Raw genomic sequence first — 23,006 nt, forward strand, 5'->3', positions numbered from 1 at the left:
AAGAGGTTGAACAGCCCGAGCAGGGCGACGCCGCCGAGCCAGATCCAGTAGCCCCTGCCCTCGACCGGATAATCGCCGATCATGCCGTCCCCTCCCCAGGCCCGTCGCCCGTCGCGGCCTGCATCACCGCCAGGGTCGCGCCGGTCACCCGGGCGATCTGGGCCGGCGTGAACTCGCCCGCAAGGGCCGAGGCGAGCCCGCGCTCGATCCGCGCCCGCTCGCCGGCATCGCCGATCGGGTCGGCCGGGATGTCGCTCTCGCGCAGGCGGCAGGCGTCGCGGATCGTGTCGGCGGCGCGGGCCAGCACCTTGCGCTGATCGGGCGTCATGTCCCAGAGCGGCTGGCGCAGCCGCGCGATCACCCGCTTGGCGTCGCGGTAATCGCGGTCGACGACGGGAATCGCTTCGATCTGGCTCACCAGCAGCACCAGTTCGAGCACGTCGGCGGTCGCCTCCGGGCAGGTGCGCACGACGCGCATCAGCCGCGCGATCAGCTCGGTCGTCGGGGAAACGTGGCGGCGGGGCTCGACCATGTGCGCGTAACGCCGGTCGGGGCGTTCGGTTCTGAAACGGAACAGAAAATAAAGTCGGTGGGGCGAGGTGCGGAGCGATGCGGCGGCGAAGCCGACCGTTGCAACGACTCATCTGACATCCTCCGCGTCATTCCGGGGCCGCGAAGCGGAGCCCGGAATCCAGAACCGCAGGTGGATCAGGATAGATCGGATGCCGTTCCGCGCTCTTCTGAAAGACCTGAGCGTCTGGATTCCGGGCTCCGCTTCGCGGCCCCGGAATGACCCGGAGGGTATGACTTTCCGGTGAGTGCAATCGAGGAAGGTCAGAGGGACTGCGACGCTCGTTCGTGATTGTCGGATGATTAGCGCTGCCCTCACTCGCGTTGGCCGTCGCTGTCCCCCTCCGTCATTCGCAACCCTGCCAACGACCGCCGGCACGCCCGCAACTCGTCCAGCACGGCCGTGAGGCTCGCCCGGTCCGCCCGCCCGAGTGGCGGCGGGGCTACTTCCGGCTCCGGCTCGGGGTCGGATTCGACGAAGGCGGGAGCGACCTGCTCGCCGCGGCCGACCGCCTGGACGAAGCGCATGCCGCGCTCGCGCAGCACCCGCTGGGCGCCGCGGATCGTGTAGCCCTGCCCATAGAGCAGGCGGCGGATGCCGCGCAGGAGGTCGACGTCGTCGGGGCGGTAGTAGCGCCGGTTGCCGCCGCGCTTGAGCGGGCGCACCTGGGTGAAGCGGGTCTCCCAGAAGCGCAGCACGTGCTGGGGCAGGTCGAGGTCCTCCGCGACCTCGCTGATCGTGCGGAAGGCGCCAGGCTCTTTCTCGGGCAAAAGTCCCTTCTCGGGCAGAAGGGCGCGGCCGGGAGCGTCGGCTCCACCGGGCTCCGGGAGGTCCCCGTCCTCGATCGGCGTCCCGGTCATCGGTCCGATCCTGAATCAGCCCGCGCGGCGCCCGGGCGGGCTCAACTGTCGTCGTCGTCCGGGGCGGCCTCGCCGTTGATCCGGGCCTTGAGGACGTTCGAGGGCTTGAACACCATCACCCGGCGCGGCTCGATCGCCACCTCGACGCCGGTCTTCGGGTTGCGGCCGACCCGCTTGCCCTTGTCGCGCACCACGAAGGAGCCGAACGAGGACAGCTTCACGGTCTCGCCGGAGGCGAGGCAGCCGCAGATCTCCGACAGCACGGTCTCCACCAGGGCGGCGGATTCCGTCCGCGACAGGCCGACCCGCTGGTAGACGGCCTCGCTCAGATCGGCCCGCGTGACCGTCTTGCCTGCCATCGTGCTGCTCCCCCGGGCGGCTGATTCACGAACAACGTATGTCTATGATCGCGCACGCTAATCGGCGATGCGCGCCGGGTCAACCGGGCGCCGGGCGGCTTCCTCGGTAGTTTGCCGGCGTCCTTGTCCGGCTTACCAGCGGATCAGCGCGCTGCCCCAGGTGAAGCCGCCGCCGATCGCCTCGATCATCACGAGGTCGCCGCGCTTGATCCGGCCGTCGCGGCAGGCGGCGTCGAGCGCGAGCGGGATCGAGGCCGCCGAGGTGTTGCCGTGCCGGTCGACGGTGAGCACCACCTTCTCGCGGGCGATGCCGAGCTTGTCGGCCGAGGCCTCGATGATGCGGCGGTTGGCCTGGTGCGGCACGAACCAGTCGAGGTCGTCGGCGGTGGTGCCGGTGGCCTCGAAGGCCTGTGCGATCACGTCGGTGACCGAGCCGACGGCGAAGCGGAAGACCTCCTTGCCGACCATGCGCAGCTTGCCGGTCGTGCCCGTGGAGCCCGGACCGCCGTCGACGTAGAGCTTTTCCCGGTGGCGGCCGTCGGCCCGGAGCTGGCTCGTCAGCACGCCGCGGTCGCCCGAATGGCCCTCGCCGGGCTGGGCTTCCAGCACCAGGGCGCCGGCGCCGTCGCCGAACAGCACGCAGGTGGTGCGGTCCTCCCAGTCGAGCAACCGTGAGAAGGTCTCGGCGCCGACGACGAGGGCGCGGGTGGCCGCACCCGTGGTCAGGAACTTGTCGGCGGTGGCGACCGCGTAGACGAAGCCGGCGCAGACCGCCTGGAGGTCGAAGGCGGCCCCCGTCCGGATGCCGAGCCCGGCCTGGATCTGCGTCGCGGTCGACGGGAAGGTGTGGTCCGGCGTCGAGGTGGCGCAGATCACGAGGTCGATCGTCGACGGGTCGATGTCGGCGTCGCGCAACGCGGCCTCGGCCGCCTTGATGCCGAGCACAGAGGTGGTCTCGTCGGGCTCGGCGATGTGGCGCTGGCGGATGCCGGTGCGCTGGATGATCCAGTCGTCCGAGGTTTCGACCCGGGCGGCGAGGTCGTCGTTGGTGACGGTCGTCCGCGGCAGGTAGGAGCCGCAGCCCCGCACCACCGAGCGAAGGCGGGTCATGGTGCGTCCTCCCTTAGGCCGAGGCGGTCTTCATGCTGAGGCTTGCGCCGGGGTCGCGTCGAGGCGCTCCCGGATCGTCCGCATCAGGTCGTGGCGGGCCATGTCGTAGGCCAGATCGACGGCGGCGGCGAAGCCCTCGGCGTCGGCGGCGCCGTGGCTCTTGATGACGATGCCCTCGAGGCCGAGGAACACGCCGCCATTGGCCCGGCTCGGGTTCATCTTCTCGCGCAGCGCCCGGAAGGCGCCGCGGGCGAACAGGTAGCCGATCTTCGCCATCAGGGTCCGGCCCATCGCGCCCTTGAGGTACGCGGCGATCTGCTTGGCGGTTCCCTCGGCGGTCTTGAGCGCGATGTTGCCGGTGAAGCCCTCCGTCACCACCACGTCGACGGTGCCGCGGCCGAGATCGGTGCCCTCGACGAAGCCGTGATAGGCGAGCCCCGCCAGGTCGCCCTCGCGCAGCATGCGGGCGGCCTCCTTGACCGCCTCGTTGCCCTTCATCTCCTCGGTGCCGACGTTGAGGAGCCCGACCGTCGGCCGGTCGAGGTCGAACACGATCCGGGCCATCGCGGCGCCCATCACCGCCATGTCGACGAGGTGGTTGGCGTCGGTGCCGATGGTGGCGCCGACGTCGAGCACCACGCTCTCGCCGCGCACCGTCGGCCACAGGCAGGCGATCGCCGGCCGCTCGATATGCGACATCGTCTTGAGGCAGATCTTCGACATCGCCATCAGCGCGCCGGTATTGCCGGCCGACACCGCGGCATCGGCCTCGCCGTCGCGCACGGCCTGGATCGCCTTCCACATCGACGACTTGCCGCGGCCCGAGCGCACCGCCTGGCTCGGCTTCTCGTCCATGGCGACCGCCACGGTGGTGTGGCGGATCTCGACCGCGCCCTTCAGGCGCGGCTCGGCCGCGACCAGGGGAGTGAGCACCGCCTCGTCGCCGAACATCAGGAAGGTCGTCTCGGGGTGGCGCTCGCGGGCGAGCCCCGCACCGGGCACGACCGTCGAGGGGCCGTGGTCGCCGCCCATCGCGTCGAGCGAGATGCGCACTCTCTGGGACATGGGGGTGTCGAACAGCCTCTCGGATCCGCCGGGGACGCGCGAACGAGGGGTCCGCGGCGCGGCGGAAAATAGCGACCCGGGCCCAAGCCGCAAACGAATTCTGAAGCCTTTTCGCGATGCGGCGGCTTCGAGGCGCCGTCAGTCGTCCTTGTCCTTCAAGCCTTGCAGCGCGGCGAATGGCGTCTCCTCCGCACCGGCCGCCGGCGCCTCGAAGGCGACGCCGGGCTTTCGCGGATAGGGATCGAGGCCGAGCGCCAGGAACTCGGCGGCCAGGCTGCCGAGGTCGATGCGGCCGTTGACGATCGGGTCGGGGATGTCGGCATCCTCGGCCGGCGTACCCGCGAAGGCGTCCTGGGCGGCGAAATCGACGTCGACCTCCTCGCTCACGGTCCCGTCGAACGGCTCCAGCGTGACGACGCAGGTCTGGGTGACGGCCGCCTCGACGGTGCCGGTGACCTGGAGCCGGTGCAGCGAGCCCGAGAGCCGGAAGGTGCCGGCGAGCCGCGCGATTCCGGCCAAGCCGAAATCGCGGGCGAGAGCCGCGCGCTCCTCCTCGTTCGCCTCGACGGTGACGGGCTGGCCGGTCTTCAGGGTGCGCTCGACCAGGATCGGGCGGGAGAACGGGCCGACGCTGTCGGGGGTCATCAAGGGCTCCTTCTCGGATCCTGGGGTCGGGACGGGGCGCGGGCAGCCGGGAGGTGCGCTCGCGCGGCAGGCTGCCGGACACTCGTCGCGTGGAGATGCGTCGCGGCCCGTCCCGGTGCAAGAGCCGTTCTGGTGCAAGCGCCGCTCCGGAGCGGGTCGCGTCAGGCCGGGCCGGCGGCGAATCTCGCCGGATCGGGCAGGACCGGGCCCGTCGCCATCAGGGCGTCGAGGTCGGTCGCGGCCAGCCCCGCATCGGCCGCCGCCACGTAAGCGGCGAGGCCCCGCGCCGCCTCCGGTTCCTCGCGCGCCAGCACGTTGCGGGCGAGCGCCGCTGCGAGGGCGTCGTGGTCGCCGGCATCGAGGGCGGCATCGTAGGCGCTCGCGCGGCCGTAGAAGGCCTGGGCCAGCTTCTTCATCCGCTTCGAGACGCCCATGTCGCCGACGCCGAGCTCGCGCAGGGACGAATCGAGCTGCGCGAACACCGAGTTGACCAGGTCCTGGGCGATGTCCGCCGCCGGGGCCGGCAGGCGGCGCAGGTGGCGCAGCACCAGCACGACGTGCAGGCACAGGGCCTCGAACCGGCCCTCCACCGTGTCGGGCACGCCGAGATCGAGGTAGAGCGCCGGCACCCGGGCCCCGGCATTGATCCGCACGTGCAGCGCCTCGATGGCGCGCCGGCGGGCATCCTCGCGGCGGAAGGGGTTTCGCATCATCGTGAGGTGTCTCGCCTTCCGCCATCGCCCCGCACCGGCGGGGCCTCACTCGCATCCATCGTCGAACATCGGCCGGGTCAACCTTGGCCGTGCCTTGCCAACGCCACAACCCCGGGGTACGGCAGCGGTCGCTTCTCGCGCAAGGCTGCCATCCGGCCGGCCGACACTGTCCCGCACCTGTTTCCCGAGGTCTCGATGCCGCGCCGCTTCACACCGTCGCTCCTCCGCCTCGCCGCGGCCGGCCTGATCGGTCTGTCGGCCGCAGGCTGCGTGATCGGCGAGGAATTCCGGCACGGCTACATCATCGACGATGCCGCCGTCGCCCAGGTGCGGCCCGGCGCCAGCGCCGAGCAGGTGCTCCAGCTCCTCGGCACGCCGACCACCGTCTCCACGGTCGGCAACAAGTCCTGGTACTACATCAGCCAGAACACCCAGCGCCCGGTGATGTTCATCGGCGAGCGTCCGAAGGACCAGCGTGTCCTGGCGGTGTACTTCAACGCCGGCTTCAAGGTCGAGCGCGTTGCGCTCTACGGCGAGCAGGACGGCAAGGTGTTCGACTTCATCTCCCGCACCACGCCGACCAGCGGCGGCGAGCAGGCCTTCCTCGGCCAGCTGATGCGCGGCCTGACCAAGTTCGAGCCGTTCGGCAACGCGCGGTAAGGGGTCGCGGGGCGCGCCCCGCCTCCCGGAATTCCAAAAAACTTGAACGCCCGGCGGAGCAGGTCCGCCGGTCGCTGGCGGGCGTTCGTCTGCGGGCGGATCGGCGCTCAGGGACGCGTCACGGCCGCCCGGTGAGCTAAGGTCTTCCGGTCAGCCAGGTCTTCCGGTCAGCCAAGTCTTCGCCCGCACGAGGTCCGCCTGCGACAGGCCGTGGCCGGCGGGCAGCACCTCGTGAGTGACGGCGGCGCCCGCCTCCTTCAGCATCGCGGCGAGGCGCGCGGCGTTGTCGGCAGGCACGATCGGATCCATCCGGCCCGACAGGATCAGCACCGGCTCCCCCGCGAGGCGCACCTCCGGCGGGGTCGAGAGCGGCACCATCGCCCGCAGCAGCACGGCGCCGGCGAGCACGCCCGGATGCAGCAGCATCACGGCGGCGGCGATGTTGGCGCCGTTCGAGAAGCCGACCGCCAGCGGCGCGGCGAGGCCGTATTCCGCCCGCGCCGCCGTGACGAAGCCGGCGAGGTCGCCGGCCCGGCGTACCACGTCCGCCTCGTCGAACACGCCCTCGGCGAGGCGGCGGAAGAAGCGCGGCGCGCCGCCCTCCAGCACCTGGCCCCGCGGCGACAGCAGGGCCGCCCCGGGCGAGAGCGCCCGGCCGAGGGGCAGGAGGTCGTCCTCGTCGCCCCCGGTGCCGTGCAGGAGCAGGAGCGGCACCGCGCCTGCATCCACGGCGGGCTCGAAGCGGTGCTGGAACGACAGGGCGGTCATCGGCTCGTCTCCGGAGCGGGGTTTCAGGGTTCGAAGAGCTTCGCCACCCGCTGCGTCTCGCGGGCGAGGAGGTGCGCGTCGCCGGCCACCGCCACGAAGCCGAAGCCGGCCTCGAAATCGGCCTTTGCGCCGGCCTCGTTGAAGTTGAGCAGGCCCGCGGCCTTGCCGGCCCCGCGGATCCGCGGCAGGGCGGCGGCGATCGCCGCGCGGACCGGGGCCGCGTTGGGCTGTCCGAGATGGCCCATGCTGGCGGCGAGATCGTTGGGGCCGATGAACACGCCGTCGACGCCCTCGACCGCGGCGATCTCGCCGGCGGCCTCCAGCGCCTCCCTGGTCTCGACCTGCACCACGACGCAGACCTCGTCGCCCGAGCGGGCGTGGTAATCGGGTCGCAGGCCGTAGCCGGTGGCCCGGGAGGTGCCGGCGAAGCCCCGGATGCCGTGCGGCGGGTAGCGCGTCGCGGCCACCGCCCGGCGCGCCTCCTCGGCGCTCTGCACGAACGGGAACATCAGCGAGCGGGCGCCCTGGTCGAGCAGGCGCTTGACCATGACGGGCTCGTTCCACGGCACCCGCACGACGGGCTCGGCGGTGCCGCCCTCGGCCGCCCGCAGGTGGTCGACGACCTGGATCAGGTCGTTGGGCGAATGCTCCATGTCGATCAGCATCCAGGCGAAGCCGGCGCCGGCGGCGAGCTCGGTGATGCCGGGCGAGCCGGTGGTCATCCACAGGCCGGCTTGGCGGCGCCCCTCGGCGAGGCCGCGCTTGAACGGGTTGTCGAAGCATCTCATGGCGTGTTCTCCCCTCTCTCGACCGGTTTCATAGCCTCTATGTCATTCCGGGGCCGCGCAGCGGAGCCCGGAATCCAGAACCTCAATTCGTTCCGGACAAAGCGGCTCGCGTTCCGCTCGATCCTGAATCATCCGCGGTTCTGGATCCCGGGCTCTCGCCTGCAGCGAGCCCCGGGATGACCCTGTGAGGCGGAGACGGATGTGGAATTTTCTCTTGGTACCGTCGACTCTCACGCCGCCGGCGTCAGATGCTTGAACATGTGCCCGCGCGCCTCGGCATCCAGCTCGGCCTTGAACGCGAAGCGGTCCTTCAGGGCGACCGCCTTGGCGGCGGCGGGACGCGCGGCGATCGCGTCGTGGTGGCGCTTCACGTTCGGGAAGCCCTCGAAGGCGCCCTCCCCCAGCACGAAGGGCAGCATCCGGGACCAGCCCCAGACCGCCATGTCGACGATGCCGTAGGCGTCGCCCACCATCCACTCGCGCCCGGCGAGATGGCCGTCGAGCACGCCGTAATGGCGCTTCACCTCGTACTGGTAGCGGTCGTTCGCGTAGGCCACCTTCTCCGGGGCGAAATGGCGGAAATGCACCGCCTGGCCCGAGAACGGCCCGATCCCGGTCGCCACGAACATCAGCCAGGACAGGAGCGCGCCGCGCTCTGCGGGTGGCGCAAGGAAGCGGCCGGTCTTCTCGGCGAGGTAGAGGAGGATCGCGTTCGAATCGAACACCACCGTACCGTCGTCGACGATCGCCGGCACCTTGCCGTTCGGGTTGAGCTTCAGGAACTCGGGCGCGAACTGCTCGCCCTTGCGGGTATCGACCGCCACCGGCTCGTAGGGGAGCCCCGCCTCTTCCAGGAAGAGCGCGACCTTGGTCGGGTTGGGCGAGCCGTTGAAGTAGAAGGTGATCATCCGAACCTCCGGGGAGCGGCGTGGAGCCGTGGGCCACAGGGCCCCAGATCCGGACGCGGATCAATCGGACGGCCTGAAACCCAGCGTTGCCGCGCAGGGCCTGGACTCCGGGCGCCGATCCGCCATGGTGCGTGATCGAATTTCCGGGAAACCTCGATCCTGTTCCTCACCCCCGACGAGTGGAGCGCGCTCCGGCTCAGCCTGCTGGTGGCGAGCGTGGCGACGCTGGCGAGCCTGGCCCCGGGCCTCGCCGTCGCCTATCTCCTCGCCCGCCGCGAGTTCCGCGGCCGGGCCTTCCTCGACGGGCTGGTCCACCTGCCGCTGATCCTGCCGCCGGTGGTGACCGGCTACCTGCTGCTCCTCGCCTTCGGGCGCCGCGGCTGGTTCGGCGCGGCGCTCGCCGAAATCGGCATCGTGTTCTCGTTCCGCTGGACCGGGGCGGCGCTCGCCTGCGCGGTGATGGGATTCCCGCTTATGGTGCGGGCGATGCGGCTCTCCCTCGAGGCGGTCGATCGCAAGCTCGAACAGGCCGCCGGGACCCTCGGGGCCTCGCCCGCTTCGGTGTTCCTCATCGTCACGCTGCCGCTCGCCCTGCCGGGGATCCTGGCCGGCGCGGTGCTCGCCTTCGCCAAGGCGATGGGGGAGTTCGGCGCCACCATCACCTTCGTGTCGAACATCCCCGGCGAGACCCAGACCCTTCCCTCCGCGATCTACACCCTGACCCAGGTGCCGGGGGGCGAGGCCGGGGCGCTTCGCCTCACCCTGGTCTCGGTCGCACTGTCGATGGCGGCGCTCCTCGCCTCGGAGTGGCTGGCCCGGCGGGCGCGGCGGCGCTTAAGCGCATGATCCGGGTCTCGGCATGATCGAGGTCGCGGTCCGGCACGCCCGCGGCGCCTTCGCGCTCGACGCGGCCTTCACCGCCGAGGGGCGGGTCACCGCCCTGTTCGGCCGCTCCGGCTCCGGCAAATCGACCCTCGTCGACGTGATCGCCGGGCTCCTGCGGCCCGATTCCGGGCGGGTGGTGGTCGACGGCGTCACCCTCCTCGATACGGAGAGCGGCGTGCGGGTGCCGGTGCACCGGCGCCGGATCGGCTACGTGTTCCAGGAGGCGCGGCTCCTGCCGCATCTGAGCGTGCGCCAGAACCTGCTGTTCGGGCGGTGGTTCGCTCGTGATCGCTCCGGCGGTCCCAGCCTGGAGGCGGTGGCCGATCTCCTGGGCATCGCCCCCCTGCTCGACCGGCGGCCGGCCGGGCTGTCGGGGGGGGAGCGCCAGCGGGTGGCGATCGGCCGGGCGCTCCTCGCGCGTCCGCGGCTCCTCCTGATGGACGAGCCGCTCTCGGCCCTCGACGAGGCGCGCAAGGCCGAGATCCTGCCCTACGTGGCGCGACTGCGCGACGAGGCGCGGGTGCCGATCGTCTATGTCAGCCACGCGGTCGCCGAGGTCGCGCGCCTCGCCGATACGGTGGTGGTGCTCGATCAGGGCAGGGTCGCGGCCTGCGGCCCCGCCGCCGCGGTCCTGCGCCGGGGCGCCCTCTTCCCGGGCCGCGAGACGGCCGAGACCGGTGCCCTCCTGCACCTGCGGGTCGTCGCCCACGACGACGCCTTCGGGCTCACCCGCCTCGACGGTCCGCCCGGCCGCCTGACGGTGCCGCGCCTCGGCCTGCCGGTGGGAGCCGGCGTGCGGGTGCGGGTGCGGGCCCGCGACGTCCTGGTGGCCCGTGAGGCGCCGCGCGCCTTGAGCGCCCGCAACGTCCTGTCCGGCACCGTCACCGCCGTGACACCGGGCGACGGGCCCCATTCCCGGGTCGAGATCGCCTGCGGCGAGGCCAGCCTGGTCGCCGAGGTGACGCGGCTCGCTGTCCACGAGCTCGCCCTGGTTCCGGGCCTGCCGGTGGTGGCGATCGTCAAGAGCGTCGCGTTCGACGAGGAGACGATCGGGGCGGTGGAGATTTGAGGGAGGGCGGCAGGCCTCGATCGCGCGGCGGTTCTCGACGGCGACGAGATCATGTGGAGACAACCGGCCTGACACGCGCTAGCGTCCTCTACGTCAGGCGACACCTTCCCGGCTGCGAGAACCCCGTGGCGCGCGGGGTTTACGGTGGACATCGCCGGCCACCGTCGAAACCCGAAAGGGTGGAGCAGGCACGGCTGGGAAGGAGGTGAAGGATGTGATCGGCTTCCCGATGCTCACCGTTACCATCGCGAAAAGCCCGACCGGATGGTCTCTGACCATCACGATCGGGCTCATGTAGCGACTGGGATCGCCTGAAAAGAGGGCTCGCGGACCGCCATCCGCGGGCTCTCGCCGATGAATATAGGCTCACTGTCCCCAACGATCAATCAACGCCAGTCGATCTTTTCGGGATGACGCTGCTTTCCCAAGCGGAAACGGCGGGCCTCCCGGCCCGCCGCTCCGTTACATCGGCAAATCGCGACGCTTAGCGGGCGCCCGGCAGGCGCTGGGCCATCGCCAGGTGCTGCTGCATCACCGGCAGGGCCTGCTGGACGTACGAGCGCAGGGCCGGGTTCGGGCCCGACTGGGCGTAGGCCTGGTAGCTGGCGACGGTCATGCCGTGGGCCTGGACCTGCATGCGGGCATAGGTGCGGTCGAAGGCCGGGCCGGCCGGGGTCTCGGCGAGTTCGGCGAGCATCGCCTGCTGCTGCGGGCCGAGCGGGATGGCGCGGGTCGCCGCCGTGGTCGTCACGTCGCCGTCGAAATCGACCGCGTTCGCGCCCATCTGCGCGCCCTGGGCCGCGCCGGTGCCGAGGCCCTGGAGGCCGCCCACGGGACCGCCCTGCAGGGTGCCGCCGACCACGCCGGCCGCCGCACCGGTGGCCGCGCCGACCGCGCCGCCCGCGATGGCGAAGGGCGCCTCGATCAGGCCGCCGATGCCGGCGCCGTTGCCGCGGGCCACGTTCTCACGGCCGCCGAGCAGGGCGACGTTGGCGGCGCGGTGGTCGCGGATCATCTCGCGGGCATACTCGCGGATGCGCGGGTTGCGCGACTTCTCGAGGGCGATCTGGCTCGACTTGACCTCGAACGCGTTCGACATCAGCGCCATCGAGCGGAACTCGTTGAAGCCACCGACCTGCGCGAAGGCGGGGGTCGCGAGAGCAACGGCAAGGCCGGTCAGGGCAACGAGCTTCTTCATGTCTGGTCTCCTGGAATTCTGTTCTTGAGCGTCACGTCCGGTCGTCGACCGAACATCGAGCCGTGGGAGGGAATCGCCTTGGCAAGATCATTCTTGGCAAAGCGCATTCTTGGCAGGACGCTTTCGGGCTGGACAACGAGCGTTCGCGGATATTGTTCCCGCCGCTGCGTCATCATTCGAAGCGCCCTCCCCTGGCCGGGAGGCGCCCGCCTCCGGTAAGACGGCGCCACGATGCCCCGGACGGTCCGGGGCGGACGCGATGCGGTCTCCCGTGACACGCCCCACCTCCCTGCCGCTGATCCAGGTCCTGCGGGCGCTCGCCGCCCTGATGGTCGCGGCCGGCCACGCGCAGTTCGAGGTCGCGGGCGTCGCGGCCCGGGCGGGGATGTCGTACGCGCCGACGGCCTGGCTGCCCTGGCCGGCCGGGGTCGACGTGTTCTTCGTCATCTCCGGCTTCATCATCGTGCACGCGGCGGCGCCCCTGCACGGGCGATTGGGCGCGCGAAAAATCTTCCTCGCGCACCGGGTCGCCCGGGTGGTGCCGCTCTACTGGCTCGCCACCACGCTCTACCTCGCCCTCGCCCTAGTCCGGCCCGGCCTCCTCGGCGCCGGCGCCGAGGGGCCGGCCACCATCGTCGCCTCGTACCTGTTCTGGCCGATGGCCCGGGCCGACGGGGCGGTGCAGCCGCTCTACTCCCTCGGCTGGACCCTCAACTACGAGATGGCGTTCTACGTAGTCTTCGCCCTCGCGCTGCCCCTGGGGCGGCGGCGATCCGTCCTCGCCGTGCTCGCGCTCCTCGTCGGCCTCGTCGTCCTGGGGCAGGCGGCGGGACCGCTGCCGGTGGCGCCGGCCTTCTGGAGCGATTCGATCGTGCTCGAATTCGCCTGCGGGGCGGCGCTCGCCCTCGCGCGGCAGGAGGGCTGGCGCCTGCCGGGTCCCGCGCGCCTCGCGCTGGCGCTCGCCGGCCTCGCCCTCCTGGCGCTGGCCGGCGAGGATCCCGCCCTGCCCCGCTGCCTCGCCTGGGGCGGCCCGGCCACCTTGCTGGTCGCGGCCGCGGCTCTCGGGCCGGCGGGGACCGCCGGCGCCGGCTCGCGCCCCTTCGTCCTCCGCCCTTTCGTTCTCCTGGGGGACGCGTCCTACGCGCTCTATCTCGCTCATCCCTTCGTCGTACGAGGCGTGCGCGTGGTCGCCGAGACCGTCGGCCTCGCAGGCCCGCTCGGGCCGGCCACGCTGGCGGTCCTGATGCTGGTCCTCGCCAGCCTCGCCGCGCTCTTGCTGCACCGCATCGTCGAGCGGCCCCTCACCCGGGCGGCGCGGTCGCTGCTCGCGCCGCCCCGCGAGCCGAAACCGGCCGTGAATAAGGCCTGACAAGCCCGGTTCTCCCCTTGCGGGGGCGGTCCGAACCCGTTGACACTCCATCGGCGGCATGCTGTTTCGCTATGCGATACGCGCATAAGCGCGAGTGAGGAAACGCAGGGGTGACGCGCCGACATGGCCCAACCGACCACCCACGTTGAGGAGCGGCCCCGCGCCGGTGCCAAAGGTCAGGACATCGTCCTGTCCACCGAGGGGCTGACCAAGGAATTCAAAGGGTTTCGCGCCGTCAACGGCGTGACGCTCGAGGTGACGCGCGGCACCATCCACGCGCTGATCGGCCCGAACGGCGCCGGCAAGACGACCTGCTTCAACCTGCTGACGAAGTTCCTGACGCCGTCGGCGGGCTCGATCCGCTACAACGGCCGCGACATCACCGGCATGAAGCCGGCGGACGTGGCGCGGCTCGGCCTGGTGCGCTCGTTCCAGATCTCGGCGGTCTTCCCGCACCTGACGGTCAAGGAGAACGTCCGCATCGCGCTGCAGCGGCGCAAGCGCGGCGACTCCTTCGACTTCTGGCGCTCCGAGACCGTGCTGCGGGCGCTCAACCAGGAGGCGCTGCAACTGGTCGAGGCGGTCGGTCTCTCCGACTTCGCCGACATTCCGGCGGTGGAGCTCTCCTACGGCCGCAAGCGGGCGCTGGAGATCGCCACCACGCTCGCCCTCGAGCCCGAGATGCTGCTCCTCGACGAGCCGATGGCCGGCATGGGCCACGAGGACGTCGACCGGACCGCGGCGCTGATCCGCCGGGTCTCGAAGAACCGCACCATCCTGATGGTCGAGCACAACCTGTCGGTCGTCGCCTCGCTCTCCGACCGCATCACCGTGCTGGCGCGCGGGCAGGTGCTGGCCGAGGGCAACTACGCCACCGTGTCGAAGGATCCCCGCGTGATTGAGGCCTATATCGGAGCCGGTCATGGCTGAGGCGGTGATGACGAAGCCGGTCGCGGCGGCTGCTGGCGCCGCGCCCCTCCTGGCGATCCAGGGGCTCGAGGGCTGGTACGGCGAGAGCCATGTGCTGCACGGCATCACCTTCGACGTGAAGCCCGGCGAGGTGGTGACCCTGCTCGGCCGCAACGGCGCCGGCAAGACCACGACCTTGCGTGCCATCATCGGCATCCTGGGCAAGCGGAAGGGCTCGATCCGCTACGACGGCACCGAGACCATCGGCATGGCCTCGCGCAACATCGCGAAGCTCGGTCTCGGCTACGTGCCGGAGGAGCGCGGCATCTTCTCGAGCCTGTCGGTCTACGAGAACCTGATGCTGCCGCCGCGGGTGAAGCCGGGCGGGATGACGGTCGAGCAGATCTACACCCTGTTCCCGAACCTCAAGGAGCGCTCGGGCAGCCAGGGCACCAAGCTCTCGGGCGGCGAGCAGCAGATGCTCGCCATCGGCCGCATCCTGCGCACCGGCGCCAAGCTGATCCTGCTCGACGAGCCGACCGAAGGCCTCGCCCCGGTCATCGTGCAGCAGATCGGCCGCACGATCGCCCGGCTGAAGACCGAGGGCTACACGATCGTCCTGGTGGAGCAGAACTTCCGCTTCGCCCAGACCGTGGCCGACCGGCACTTCGTGGTCGAGCAGGGCCGGGTGATCGACATGATCCCGAACGCCGAGCTCGACGCCAACATCGACAAGCTGCACACCTATCTCGGCGTGTGATGCGGGTGCGGGTCCTCCTCACGGCCCTGCTGGCGGGCCTCGCCTCGAGCGTGGCAGCCACGGCCGGGACGCCGGTGAAGATCGGCGTGCTGAACGACCGCTCGGGCGTCTACGCCGACATCTCGGGCGAGGGCTCGGTCGTCGCCGCCCGCATGGCGGTGGAGGATTTCCGTCCGCTCGGCCACGATCTCGCGGTGGAGATCGTGGCCGGCGACCACCAGAACAAGCCCGCCGTCGGCGCCGCGCTCGCCCGTGCCTGGTACGACCGGGAGGGGGTGGACGCGATCTTCGACGTGCCGACCTCCTCGGTGGCGCTCGCCGTCCACCAGGTCACCCGCGAGAGGAACAAGGTCTTCGTCGATTCCGGTGCCGGCACCGCCGACCTCACCGGCCCGGATTGCTCGCCCAACACCGTGCACTGGACCTTCGACACCGTGGCTTTGGCGAACGGCACCGGAGGCGCCATGGTCAAGCGCGGCGGCGACACCTGGTTCTTCGTCACCGCCGACTACGCCTTCGGCGAGGCGGTGCAGCGCGACACCACGGCGCTGATCCTGCGCAACGGCGGCAAGGTGCTGGGCAGCGTCAAGACGCCGTTCCCGGCCTCGGACTTCGCGCCTTTCCTTCGCCAGGCGCAGGCGTCGGGCGCCAAGGTGATCGGGCTGGCCAATGCCGGCGGCGACACGATCGGAGCGGTGCGCGAGGCGGCGCGCCTGAAGGTGACGGAGGGCGGCCAGGCGCTGGCCGGCCTCTTGATCTTCTCCTCCGACATCCACTCGCTCACCCCGAAGGTGGCGCAAGGCCTGGTCCTGACCGAGCCGTTCTACTGGGACCTCAACGACGCCACTCGCGCCTTCTCCGACCGGTTCGCCCGCCGGTTCGCCGGCCGCAAGCCCACCGCCGCCCAGGCCGGGGTCTATGCCGGCGTATTGCACTACCTCAAGGCCGTGTCGGCCCTGCGGTCGCGCGACGACGGCCGCCGGGTCGTGGCGAAGATGAAGGAGATCCCGACCGACGACCCGCTCTTCGGCAAGGGCACGATCCGGGCCGACGGCCGCAAGATCCACGACATGTACCTGTTCGAGGTCAAGAAGCCGGCGGAGTCGAAGGGCGAGTGGGACCTCTACCGGGTGCTCGCGACGATTCCCGGCAGCGAGGCGTTCCGGCCCCTCGACCAGGGCGGCTGCCCGCTCGTCGTCAAGGCGGCGCAGGCGGAGGGGACGCGGCCCTGACGCCCGGTCGCCGGCCCCGGCCGCGACCATGATGCGGAATGGACGGAACCGCGCCCCGCGGGTTCGTCGGAAAGGGGGCCGGCAAGGCCCCGCACGAGAAGCGGGTGCGGCGCTTTTCCAGCGACGCCAAGCCCGCCCGGACAGCCGAGAGTCGCTTCGCCGCCGCGTGCGGGCGGTGTCATCAGGGAGGATATTTGATGCTGAAACGGTTGTTGCTCGCCAGCGCGCTCTGCGCCGCAGCCTCGGTCCAGGCGCTGGCGCAGACGCCGGTGAAGATCGGCGTGCTGAACGACCGCTCGGGCGTCTATGCCGACATCTCGGGCGAGGGCTCCGTCGCCGCCGCCCGGATGGCGGTGGAGGACTTCAAGGCCGCCGAGAAGGGGCTGAAGGTCGAGATCCTCGCCGCCGACCACCAGAACAAGCCGGATGTCGGCGCCTCGATCGCCCGGCAATGGTACGACCGCGACGGCGTCGACGCGATCTTCGACGTGCCGACCTCGTCGGTGGCGCTCGCCATCAACCAGGTCACCCGCGAGAAGAACAAGGCCTTCATCAATTCGGGCGCCGGCACCGCCGACCTGACCGGGCCGCAATGCTCGCCCAACACCGTGCACTGGACCTACGACACGGCGGCCCTGGCGAACGGCACCGGCGGCGCCATGGTCAAGCGCGGCGGCACCACCTGGTTCTTCCTCACCGCCGACTACGCCTTCGGCCAAGCCTTGCAGCGCGACACCACCGAGGTCGTGACCAAGAACGGCGGCAAGGTGATCGGCGCGGTCAAGACCCCGTTCCCGACCGCCGACTTCTCGTCCTTCCTGCTCCAGGCGCAGGGCTCGGGCGCCAAGGTGATCGGGCTGGCCAATGCCGGTGGCGACACCATCAACGCCATCAAGCAGGCGGCGGAGTTCGGCATCACCGAGGGCGGCCAGGCCATCGCCGGCCTGCTCATCTTCTCCTCGGACATCCACGCCCTGACGACGAAGACCGCGCAGGGGCTGGTGCTGACCGAGCCGTTCTACTGGGACCTCAACGACGGCACCCGCACCTTCTCCGACCGCTTCGCCAAGCAGGCCGGCGGCAAGAAGCCGACCGCGGTGCAGGCCGGGGTCTATGCCAGCGTGCTCCACTACCTCAAGGCGGTCGAGGCGCTGAAGTCGGCCTCCGATGGGGGCAAGGTCGTGGCGAAGATGAAGGAGATCCCGACCGAGGATCCGCTCTTCGGCAAGGGCACGATCCGGCCCGACGGCCGCAAGATCCACGACATGTACCTGTTCGAGGTGAAGAAGCCGGCCGAGTCGAAGGGCCCCTGGGACCTCTACAAGACGCTGGCGACGATCCCCGGCAGCGAGGCGTTCCGCCCGCTCAACCAGGGCAACTGCCCGCTGGTGAACAAGAGCTAGTTTTTCAAGTTTGGGCCGGCGGCGCGAGGGCGCCGCCGGCCTCCCGAACCCGGCCCGGTCCCCACGTGAGTCGCCAGACCCCATGCCCACGATCCTCGGCGTCCCCATGCAGGCGCTCTTCGGCCAGCTCCTGCTCGGCCTCATCAACGGCTCGTTCTACGCCATCCTGTCGCTCGGGCTGGCGATCATCTTCGGGCTGTTGAACATCATCAACTTCACCCACGGCGCACAGTACATGATGGGCGCCTTCGTCGCCTGGATGCTGCTGAACTACGCCGGCCTCGGCTACTGGTGGGCGCTGCTGCTGGCGCCGATCGTGGTCGGCATCTTCGGGGTGATCCTGGAGCGGCTGCTGATCTCGCGGCTCTACAAGCTCGATCACCTCTACGGCCTGCTCCTGACCTTCGGCCTCGCCCTGATCATCCAGGGCCTGTTCCGCAACGAGTACGGCGTGTCGGGCCTGCCCTACGCGATCCCCTCCGAGCTGTCGGGCGGCCAGCGCCTGCCCTTCATGTTCCTGCCGAACTACCGCGGCTGGGTCGTCGTCGCCTCGCTCGTCGTCTGCATCGCCACCTGGCTGGTGATCGAGAAGACCAAGCTCGGCGCGTATCTCCGGGCCGCCACCGAGAACCCGACCCTGGTCCAGGCCTTCGGGGTGAACGTGCCGCTGCTGCTGACGCTGACCTACGGCTTCGGCGTCGCGCTCGCCGCCTTCGCGGGCGTGCTCGCCGCCCCGGTCTACTCGGTGAACCCGAACATGGGCGCCGACATCATCATCGTGGTGTTCGCGGTCGTGGTGATCGGCGGCATGGGATCGATCCTCGGCTCGATCGTCACCGGCTTCACCCTCGGGCTGATCGAGGGCCTGACCAAGGTGTTCTACCCGGAAGCCTCCTCGACCGTGATCTTCGTCATCATGGTGCTGGTGCTGCTGGTGAAGCCCGCCGGCCTGTTCGGCCGCACCGCCTGACCCGCCTCGCCTGAAGGAACGCGCAAATGTCCTCCGCCGCGGCGTCCACCGACGCCACCCCGATCGCCACCGCCCTGCCCGAGGGCCGGGACGCCAAGGCGTTCCACCGCCTCGTCTTCGTCATCATCGCGGTCCTGCTCGCGGTGCTGCCCTTCATCCTGTATCCCGTCTTCCTGATGAAGGTTTTGTGCTTCGCGCTGTTCGCGCTGGCCTTCAACCTGCTCCTCGGCTACGGCGGCCTGCTCTCCTTCGGCCATGCCGCCTATTTCGGCATGGCGAGCTACGTCACCGCCTACACCGCCAAGGTCTGGGGCCTGACGCCGGAACTCGCCATCCTCGGCGGCACCCTGATGGCGGCCCTGCTCGGCCTCGTCTTCGGCGCGCTCGCCATCCGGCGCCAGGGCATCTACTTCTCGATGATCACCCTGGCGCTCGCCCAGATGGTGTTCTTCTTCTCGCTGCAGGCCAAGTTCACCGGCGGCGAGGACGGCATCCAGGCGGTGCCGCGCGGCCACCTGTTCGGAATCATCAGCCTCGCCGACGACCGGGTGCTCTACGCGCTCGTCGCGGTGATCTTCTTCCTCGGGCTGCTGCTGATCTACCGCATCATCCACTCGCCGTTCGGCCAGGTGCTGAAGGCGATCCGCGACAACGAGCCCCGCGCGATCTCGCTCGGCTACCGCGCCAACCAGTACAAGCTCGCGGTGTTCGTGCTCTCGACCACGCTCGCGGGGCTCGCCGGCTCGACCAAGGCGATCGTGTTCCAGCTCGCCTCGCTCACCGACGTGCACTGGTCGATGTCGGGCGAGGTGGTGCTGATGACGCTGGTTGGCGGCATGGGCACGGTGTTCGGCCCGATCCTCGGCTCCTTCGTCATCATCGCGATGGAGAACTACCTGGCGCAGTTCGGCGCCTGGGTGACGATCATCCAGGGCTTCGTGTTCGTGATCTGCGTGCTGGTGTTCCGCGAGGGGATCTTGGGGCTCGTGGCACGGACGCTGAAGCGTCCGCTCTAGCTGTATCCGGATTGGAATGAAGGCGGCGCCGGTCCTGCGAGGGGCCGGCGCCGTCTTGGCTTCGGCTCGTCGGCATGGCTTGTCACGAACGGATTTTGACACCCTCCGGGTCATCCCGGGGCCGCGCAGCGGAACCCGGGATCCATAACCGCTGACGTTTCAGGATGAAGCGGAACGCGAATCGCTCCATCCTCCAACCTCAGCGGTTATGAATCCCCGGTTCTCGCCTGCGGCGAGCCCCGGGATGACGTAGAGATATACTCTGATCCATGGAGGGCTGCCGCCATGGCTTATTTCGTTTATATGATGGCGAGCGGACGTCATGGGACGCTGTATGTGGGCGTCACGAACAATATCGCCCGCCGCGTCTTCGAGCATCAGTCCAAGGCGAAGCGCAGTTTTACCGCCCGCTAAGACGTCGTTCGGCTCGTCTGGTACGAATCCTACGACAGTGTCAACGAGGCGATCACCCGCGAAAAATCGCTGAAGAAATGGCGCAGGGAGTGGAAGCTCCAGCTGATCGAGGATTTCAATCCAGGCTGGAGCGACCTTTATCCCACGTTGGCAGGCTTTTGACGTGGCCGACCGGGTTCCGTTCCCGCAACCGTCGCAGCTGTACCCTCACCGTCATCCCGGGGCTCGGCAAAGCCGAGAACCCGGGATCCATAACCGCTGACCTTTCAGGAAGAGGCGGAAAGCTGATCGCCTTGTCCGGCACCGTCAGCGGTTATGGATCCCGGGTTCCGCTGCGCGGCCCCGGGATGACATCGAGGGTGTCAGGCTCGTCGGGCGAACCGTCCGCCCGAGCATTGGAACGAGAGACTCCCCTCATCGCCCCCGCCCGTCCCGCCACTTCAGGAATTCCTGATACAGCTGGTCGCGGTCGATCTCGCCCGCGCCCCTCCGCTGGCCGAGGAACTGCGCCACCTCGCCGGGCGCCGCCGCGACCCGAGGGGCCGGGGCGATGCGGTTCTCCAGCCAGTCCCTGGCCGCGGGGAAGCGGGGCCAGTCGGCGACCTCGGCGGTGAGGTTCACCTCGCGCCATTTCGGGTGCCGGGGCGCCTTGAGGAAGCTGTCGTACTGGCTGAAGAAGGCGTCGACGAAGCGGGCGATGCGGTTGTAGCGCTCGCTGCCCTTCGGCCAGTTATAGGCCGCCAGGATGGAGCCGACCGCCAGGGTGCGAACGGCGTTCCCCTCCGGCGCGAGGCGCGGATAGTCGGCGTGGGTCAGCTCCGCCGGCATGTAGCTCTCGGCGACGCCGCCCGCGAACGGCACGTCGAGCAGGTGGAAGCGGTCGCCCCCCTGGAACTCGGCCAGCACCGCCACGGGCTTCGCTGCCACCGAGACCATGGCGGCGATCTCGCCCCGCTCCAGCATGCCGAGCGCCGTCGGCTGGTCGACGTTGACCGGCTCGACCTCCAGGCTCAAGCCGGCGAACATCGCCCGGCCGGACGCGTCGGTACCGCTGCCGCGCACGTCGAAGCTCACCTTCCGGCCGGCGAGCTGGCGGATGTCGGTGATCTCCCGCGGGGCCACCACGTGCAGCTCGTCGTTGAACAGCCGGGCGATGTAGGCGATGTGCGACTGGGCGTTGCCGACCCGCTTGTCCTTGCGCAGCTGGTCGAGGGAATCGGTGCGCACGAAGGCGATGTCGATCCCGCGCAGGTAGCGCAGGTCGTAGGCGTTCTGTCCCGCGCCCTTGCCCATCACCGGCAGCACCCGCAGGTCCTTGACGCCGTCGAGCACGAAGGCGAGGTCGCTCGCCATGCGGAAATAGGTGCCGCCCGGCGTGCCCGAGATCACCGCCACGGTGTTGGCGTTGAGGTGGCTGCCGAGCGCCACGTCCTCGGCGGTCTCCCGCGGGCCGGAGCCCTGCGCCCGCGGCCTCGGGGGCATCGTCCGGGTCGGCCGGGCCGGTGCCGGCGCCGCGACGGGCGGGGGATCGGCGGGCTGCGCGCCGGCCTCGGGGCCGGTCCAGGGCAGCAGGAGGGCGAGCCAGAGCGCGGCGCGGCGGGTCATGCAATCTCTCCCCGTCCCAGCATCATTCGCCGAAGTGGTCCCCGGTTCGGCAGTGACATGATGCGAAAACAAGACGCTGAGCAGGACTGCACCAGGCAGTTCTGCTCAGTGTGCGGATCACTCGCCGCCCCACGGGGCGGCGAGCGAGGGCACGAACGGCGCCGGCAGGCCGGCCTGGCGGACCGGGTTGATCCAGCCCGGCTGCCCGCGATGCACGTGACCGGCCGGCGGCGCCTCCGCGGGATCCCGGCTCGCGACGTCCCGGTTCGCCGGGCCCGGATCGGTCGGACCCTGGTTTCCTTGCGCCTGGCGGTACAGGGCGCTCGCCTTCTCGGGATCGCCGCGCAGGCCCCGGACCTGCAGGGCGGCGAGCCGGTCGGGGTCGTAGGTCTCGGCGAGGAGCGCCGTGGCCCTGGCGCTGCCGCCGCGCACGCCGAGGGTGAGGAAGAGCCGCGCCCCGCTGATGTCGCCGCGCCCGAGCAGGACCGCGACCCGCGCCAGCAGGCGTTCCTCGTCGAGCGTCTCGGCGGTGCCCGCCGGCACCAGCGCGGCCGACGGCGGCGCGGCCGGCGCCGGGCCGGGGCGGGTCTGGAGCACCAGCGAGGGCTGGCGCGCCTTCGCGGCCTTGGGAGCCGGAAGGCTGGCCTCGTCCCCGCGGTCGCGGCCGGCCTTCAGGCGGTCGAGGCGCCCGCGCGTCTCGGCGGCGACCCGCTCGGCGGCGATCCGGCCCTGCTCGGCCCGATCGCGGGCGCCGGCGGTCTGCACCTCGCGGGCGACCGCCTCGGACTGGGCGACCTGGGCGGCGCGCAGCGCGACGGCGAGGCGGCGCAGGCCCGCCCGCATCATCGCCCGCTCCCGCGAGGCGGCCTGGGCCTGCGCCTGGTGGGCGACCTGCGCGGCCTCGGCCGCGGTTTCCAGCACGGCGACGCGCCGGCGCGCCTCGGCGAGGGCCACCGCCAGCTGCTCGGACCGCGCCCGCTCCTCCGCGAGCGCCTGCCGGCGCTCCTCTGCGACCTCCTCCGCGGCCCGGCGGGCCTCGTCGGCGGCGGTCCCGGCCTGCGCCGTCGCGCCGTCCGGCGCGTGCGCCTGCGCGGCCCGCGTCCGCAATTCCTCGACCTCGGCCCTCGCGGCGATCAGGTCGCGGCGCGCCGTCATCGCGGCGTCGGACAGGGCGTTGGCGCGCGCCTCCTCCTGCTCCAGGCGCCGCCGGGCCGTGTCCGCCTCGGCCTCCGCCTGCCGCACCCGCCCGTCGGCCCGCCGCCGGACCTCGTCGAGGGCCTGCGTGTCCGCAACGGCCCGTACGGGCTCGGGCGTCTTGGGTGTCGTGTGGGCGGGGTCGCCCGGCGGACTCGCCGGATCGCCGGCCTGACCGGCCTGGTCGCCCGTCGGGCGGACCGGCTCGGCCGCTTGACCGGTTCCTTGACCGGTTCCTTGGCCGGCCCCTTGCCGGGCCAGGATGACGCGCGCCTGCATCTGGCGCGGCACGCCGGCCCGGTCGGCGTCCGAGACGTCGGTCCAGGCCTGGGCGGCGGGTGGGCGCGCCGCCGGCACCGGCTCCGCCGGCGGCGGGCTTCCCTCGATCGTCAGCATTGCGCCGAGCACCCCCAGCGCCAGGCATCCTGCCAGGCCGAGCCAGAATTTCATGACGCGCCCCTCCGGCGTGAGCGGGCGGATCTCCACGGGGGAGTGCCGCGCCGTCTCCTCGCGGCCGACATTGGGCCGTTGGGGC

Annotated in this window: 23 protein-coding genes and 1 pseudogene; 11 read left to right on the forward strand and 13 right to left on the reverse strand. The window is 71.0% G+C overall.

Annotation, left to right across the window (positions count from 1 at the left end):
* Window positions 1-79: 79 nt before the first annotated feature.
* The 7 genes from BM430_RS24865 to BM430_RS24895 all read right to left on the reverse strand — a co-directional run bounded on the left by BM430_RS24865 (window position 80) and on the right by BM430_RS24895 (window position 5,323).
* Window positions 80-532: a hypothetical protein gene (locus tag BM430_RS24865; RefSeq protein WP_093569926.1), complete on the reverse strand. Its 453-nt coding sequence runs from the start codon at window positions 530-532 to the stop codon at window positions 80-82.
* Window positions 533-885: 353 nt separating this feature from the next.
* Window positions 886-1,431 carry a MerR family transcriptional regulator gene (locus BM430_RS24870; protein ID WP_093569927.1) on the reverse strand — a complete coding sequence of 182 codons (546 nt, stop codon included), beginning with the start codon at window positions 1,429-1,431 and terminating at the stop codon, window positions 886-888.
* Window positions 1,432-1,472: 41 nt separating this feature from the next.
* A complete protein-coding gene (locus tag BM430_RS24875) occupies window positions 1,473-1,790 on the reverse strand; it encodes an integration host factor subunit alpha (RefSeq protein ID WP_093569928.1) in 318 nt (105 codons plus the stop codon).
* Window positions 1,791-1,922: 132 nt separating this feature from the next.
* Complete coding sequence (locus BM430_RS24880; protein ID WP_093569929.1) at window positions 1,923-2,900, reverse strand: beta-ketoacyl-ACP synthase III; 978 nt, start codon at window positions 2,898-2,900, stop codon at window positions 1,923-1,925.
* Window positions 2,901-2,930: 30 nt separating this feature from the next.
* Window positions 2,931-3,965 (reverse strand): phosphate acyltransferase PlsX, encoded by a 1,035-nt coding sequence (gene plsX / locus BM430_RS24885; RefSeq protein WP_093569930.1) that lies wholly within the window; start codon window positions 3,963-3,965, stop codon window positions 2,931-2,933.
* 138 nt (window positions 3,966-4,103) lie between these two features.
* Window positions 4,104-4,610 (reverse strand): YceD family protein, encoded by a 507-nt coding sequence (locus BM430_RS24890; protein ID WP_093569931.1) that lies wholly within the window; start codon window positions 4,608-4,610, stop codon window positions 4,104-4,106.
* 161 nt (window positions 4,611-4,771) lie between these two features.
* Window positions 4,772-5,323 carry a ubiquinol-cytochrome C chaperone family protein gene (locus BM430_RS24895; protein WP_093569932.1) on the reverse strand — a complete coding sequence of 184 codons (552 nt, stop codon included), beginning with the start codon at window positions 5,321-5,323 and terminating at the stop codon, window positions 4,772-4,774.
* A gap of 195 nt (window positions 5,324-5,518) precedes the next feature.
* Here BM430_RS24895 and BM430_RS24900 point away from each other — a divergent pair, with 195 nt between their 5' ends.
* Window positions 5,519-5,983 (forward strand): outer membrane protein assembly factor BamE, encoded by a 465-nt coding sequence (locus BM430_RS24900; RefSeq protein WP_093569933.1) that lies wholly within the window; start codon window positions 5,519-5,521, stop codon window positions 5,981-5,983.
* A gap of 150 nt (window positions 5,984-6,133) precedes the next feature.
* On the opposite strand, the gene BM430_RS24905 is transcribed toward BM430_RS24900, so the two are convergent.
* From BM430_RS24905 to BM430_RS24915, 3 genes are all read right to left on the reverse strand, one after another.
* On the reverse strand, window positions 6,134-6,751 hold the full coding sequence (locus tag BM430_RS24905) for an alpha/beta hydrolase (protein WP_093569934.1): 618 nt from the start codon (window positions 6,749-6,751) through the stop codon (window positions 6,134-6,136).
* Between the two features lie 23 nt (window positions 6,752-6,774).
* Window positions 6,775-7,539 carry an HpcH/HpaI aldolase family protein gene (locus BM430_RS24910; protein ID WP_093569935.1) on the reverse strand — a complete coding sequence of 255 codons (765 nt, stop codon included), beginning with the start codon at window positions 7,537-7,539 and terminating at the stop codon, window positions 6,775-6,777.
* 230 nt (window positions 7,540-7,769) lie between these two features.
* Complete coding sequence (locus BM430_RS24915) at window positions 7,770-8,447, reverse strand: glutathione S-transferase family protein (RefSeq protein WP_093569936.1); 678 nt, start codon at window positions 8,445-8,447, stop codon at window positions 7,770-7,772.
* Between the two features lie 156 nt (window positions 8,448-8,603).
* Here BM430_RS24915 and modB point away from each other — a divergent pair, with 156 nt between their 5' ends.
* Together modB and modC are read left to right on the forward strand one after the other, a co-directional pair.
* Window positions 8,604-9,293 (forward strand): molybdate ABC transporter permease subunit, encoded by a 690-nt coding sequence (gene modB / locus BM430_RS24920; protein WP_093569937.1) that lies wholly within the window; start codon window positions 8,604-8,606, stop codon window positions 9,291-9,293.
* A 13-nt stretch (window positions 9,294-9,306) separates the two neighbouring features.
* The gene (gene modC / locus BM430_RS24925) at window positions 9,307-10,401 is read left to right on the forward strand and encodes a molybdenum ABC transporter ATP-binding protein (RefSeq protein ID WP_093569938.1); all 1,095 of its coding nucleotides are present in this window, start codon (window positions 9,307-9,309) and stop codon (window positions 10,399-10,401) included.
* 484 nt (window positions 10,402-10,885) lie between these two features.
* Here the strand turns inward: modC and BM430_RS24930 are convergent, their stop codons facing one another.
* Window positions 10,886-11,599: a DUF4142 domain-containing protein gene (locus tag BM430_RS24930; protein WP_093569939.1), complete on the reverse strand. Its 714-nt coding sequence runs from the start codon at window positions 11,597-11,599 to the stop codon at window positions 10,886-10,888.
* Between the two features lie 271 nt (window positions 11,600-11,870).
* Between BM430_RS24930 and BM430_RS24935 the strand changes: the two genes are divergently transcribed.
* The 8 genes and pseudogenes from BM430_RS24935 (at window position 11,871) to BM430_RS24970 (ending at window position 19,834) form a co-directional block, all read left to right on the forward strand.
* Window positions 11,871-12,968 (forward strand): acyltransferase family protein, encoded by a 1,098-nt coding sequence (locus BM430_RS24935; protein ID WP_244539653.1) that lies wholly within the window; start codon window positions 11,871-11,873, stop codon window positions 12,966-12,968.
* A gap of 123 nt (window positions 12,969-13,091) precedes the next feature.
* Window positions 13,092-13,898: an ABC transporter ATP-binding protein gene (locus BM430_RS24940; RefSeq protein ID WP_093569940.1), complete on the forward strand. Its 807-nt coding sequence runs from the start codon at window positions 13,092-13,094 to the stop codon at window positions 13,896-13,898.
* Entirely contained in the window at window positions 13,891-14,637 is a 747-nt protein-coding gene (locus tag BM430_RS24945) for an ABC transporter ATP-binding protein (RefSeq protein WP_093569941.1), read from the forward strand. Before BM430_RS24940 ends, BM430_RS24945 begins: the two co-directional genes overlap by 8 nt.
* Window positions 14,637-15,869 (forward strand): ABC transporter substrate-binding protein, encoded by a 1,233-nt coding sequence (locus BM430_RS24950; RefSeq protein ID WP_093569942.1) that lies wholly within the window; start codon window positions 14,637-14,639, stop codon window positions 15,867-15,869. Before BM430_RS24945 ends, BM430_RS24950 begins: the two co-directional genes overlap by 1 nt.
* 197 nt (window positions 15,870-16,066) lie before the next feature.
* The gene (locus BM430_RS24955; protein ID WP_093569943.1) at window positions 16,067-17,272 is read left to right on the forward strand and encodes an ABC transporter substrate-binding protein; all 1,206 of its coding nucleotides are present in this window, start codon (window positions 16,067-16,069) and stop codon (window positions 17,270-17,272) included.
* Between the two features lie 82 nt (window positions 17,273-17,354).
* Window positions 17,355-18,242, forward strand: a complete 888-nt coding sequence (locus tag BM430_RS24960) for a branched-chain amino acid ABC transporter permease (protein ID WP_093569944.1) — start codon at window positions 17,355-17,357, stop codon at window positions 18,240-18,242.
* Between the two features lie 26 nt (window positions 18,243-18,268).
* Window positions 18,269-19,258, forward strand: a complete 990-nt coding sequence (locus tag BM430_RS24965) for a branched-chain amino acid ABC transporter permease (protein ID WP_093569945.1) — start codon at window positions 18,269-18,271, stop codon at window positions 19,256-19,258.
* A 285-nt stretch (window positions 19,259-19,543) separates the two neighbouring features.
* Window positions 19,544-19,834, forward strand: a pseudogene (locus BM430_RS24970) (GIY-YIG nuclease family protein).
* Between the two features lie 252 nt (window positions 19,835-20,086).
* Here the strand turns inward: BM430_RS24970 and BM430_RS24975 are convergent.
* Window positions 20,087-21,277, reverse strand: a complete 1,191-nt coding sequence (locus tag BM430_RS24975; protein ID WP_093569946.1) for a TAXI family TRAP transporter solute-binding subunit — start codon at window positions 21,275-21,277, stop codon at window positions 20,087-20,089.
* Window positions 21,278-21,394: 117 nt separating this feature from the next.
* Complete coding sequence (locus tag BM430_RS34860; protein WP_177303166.1) at window positions 21,395-22,921, reverse strand: coiled-coil domain-containing protein; 1,527 nt, start codon at window positions 22,919-22,921, stop codon at window positions 21,395-21,397.
* Window positions 22,922-23,006: the final 85 nt, after the last annotated feature.

Origin of the sequence: Methylobacterium sp. 174MFSha1.1, assembly GCF_900116815.1 — a bacterium.
GTDB lineage: Bacteria > Pseudomonadota > Alphaproteobacteria > Rhizobiales > Beijerinckiaceae > Methylobacterium.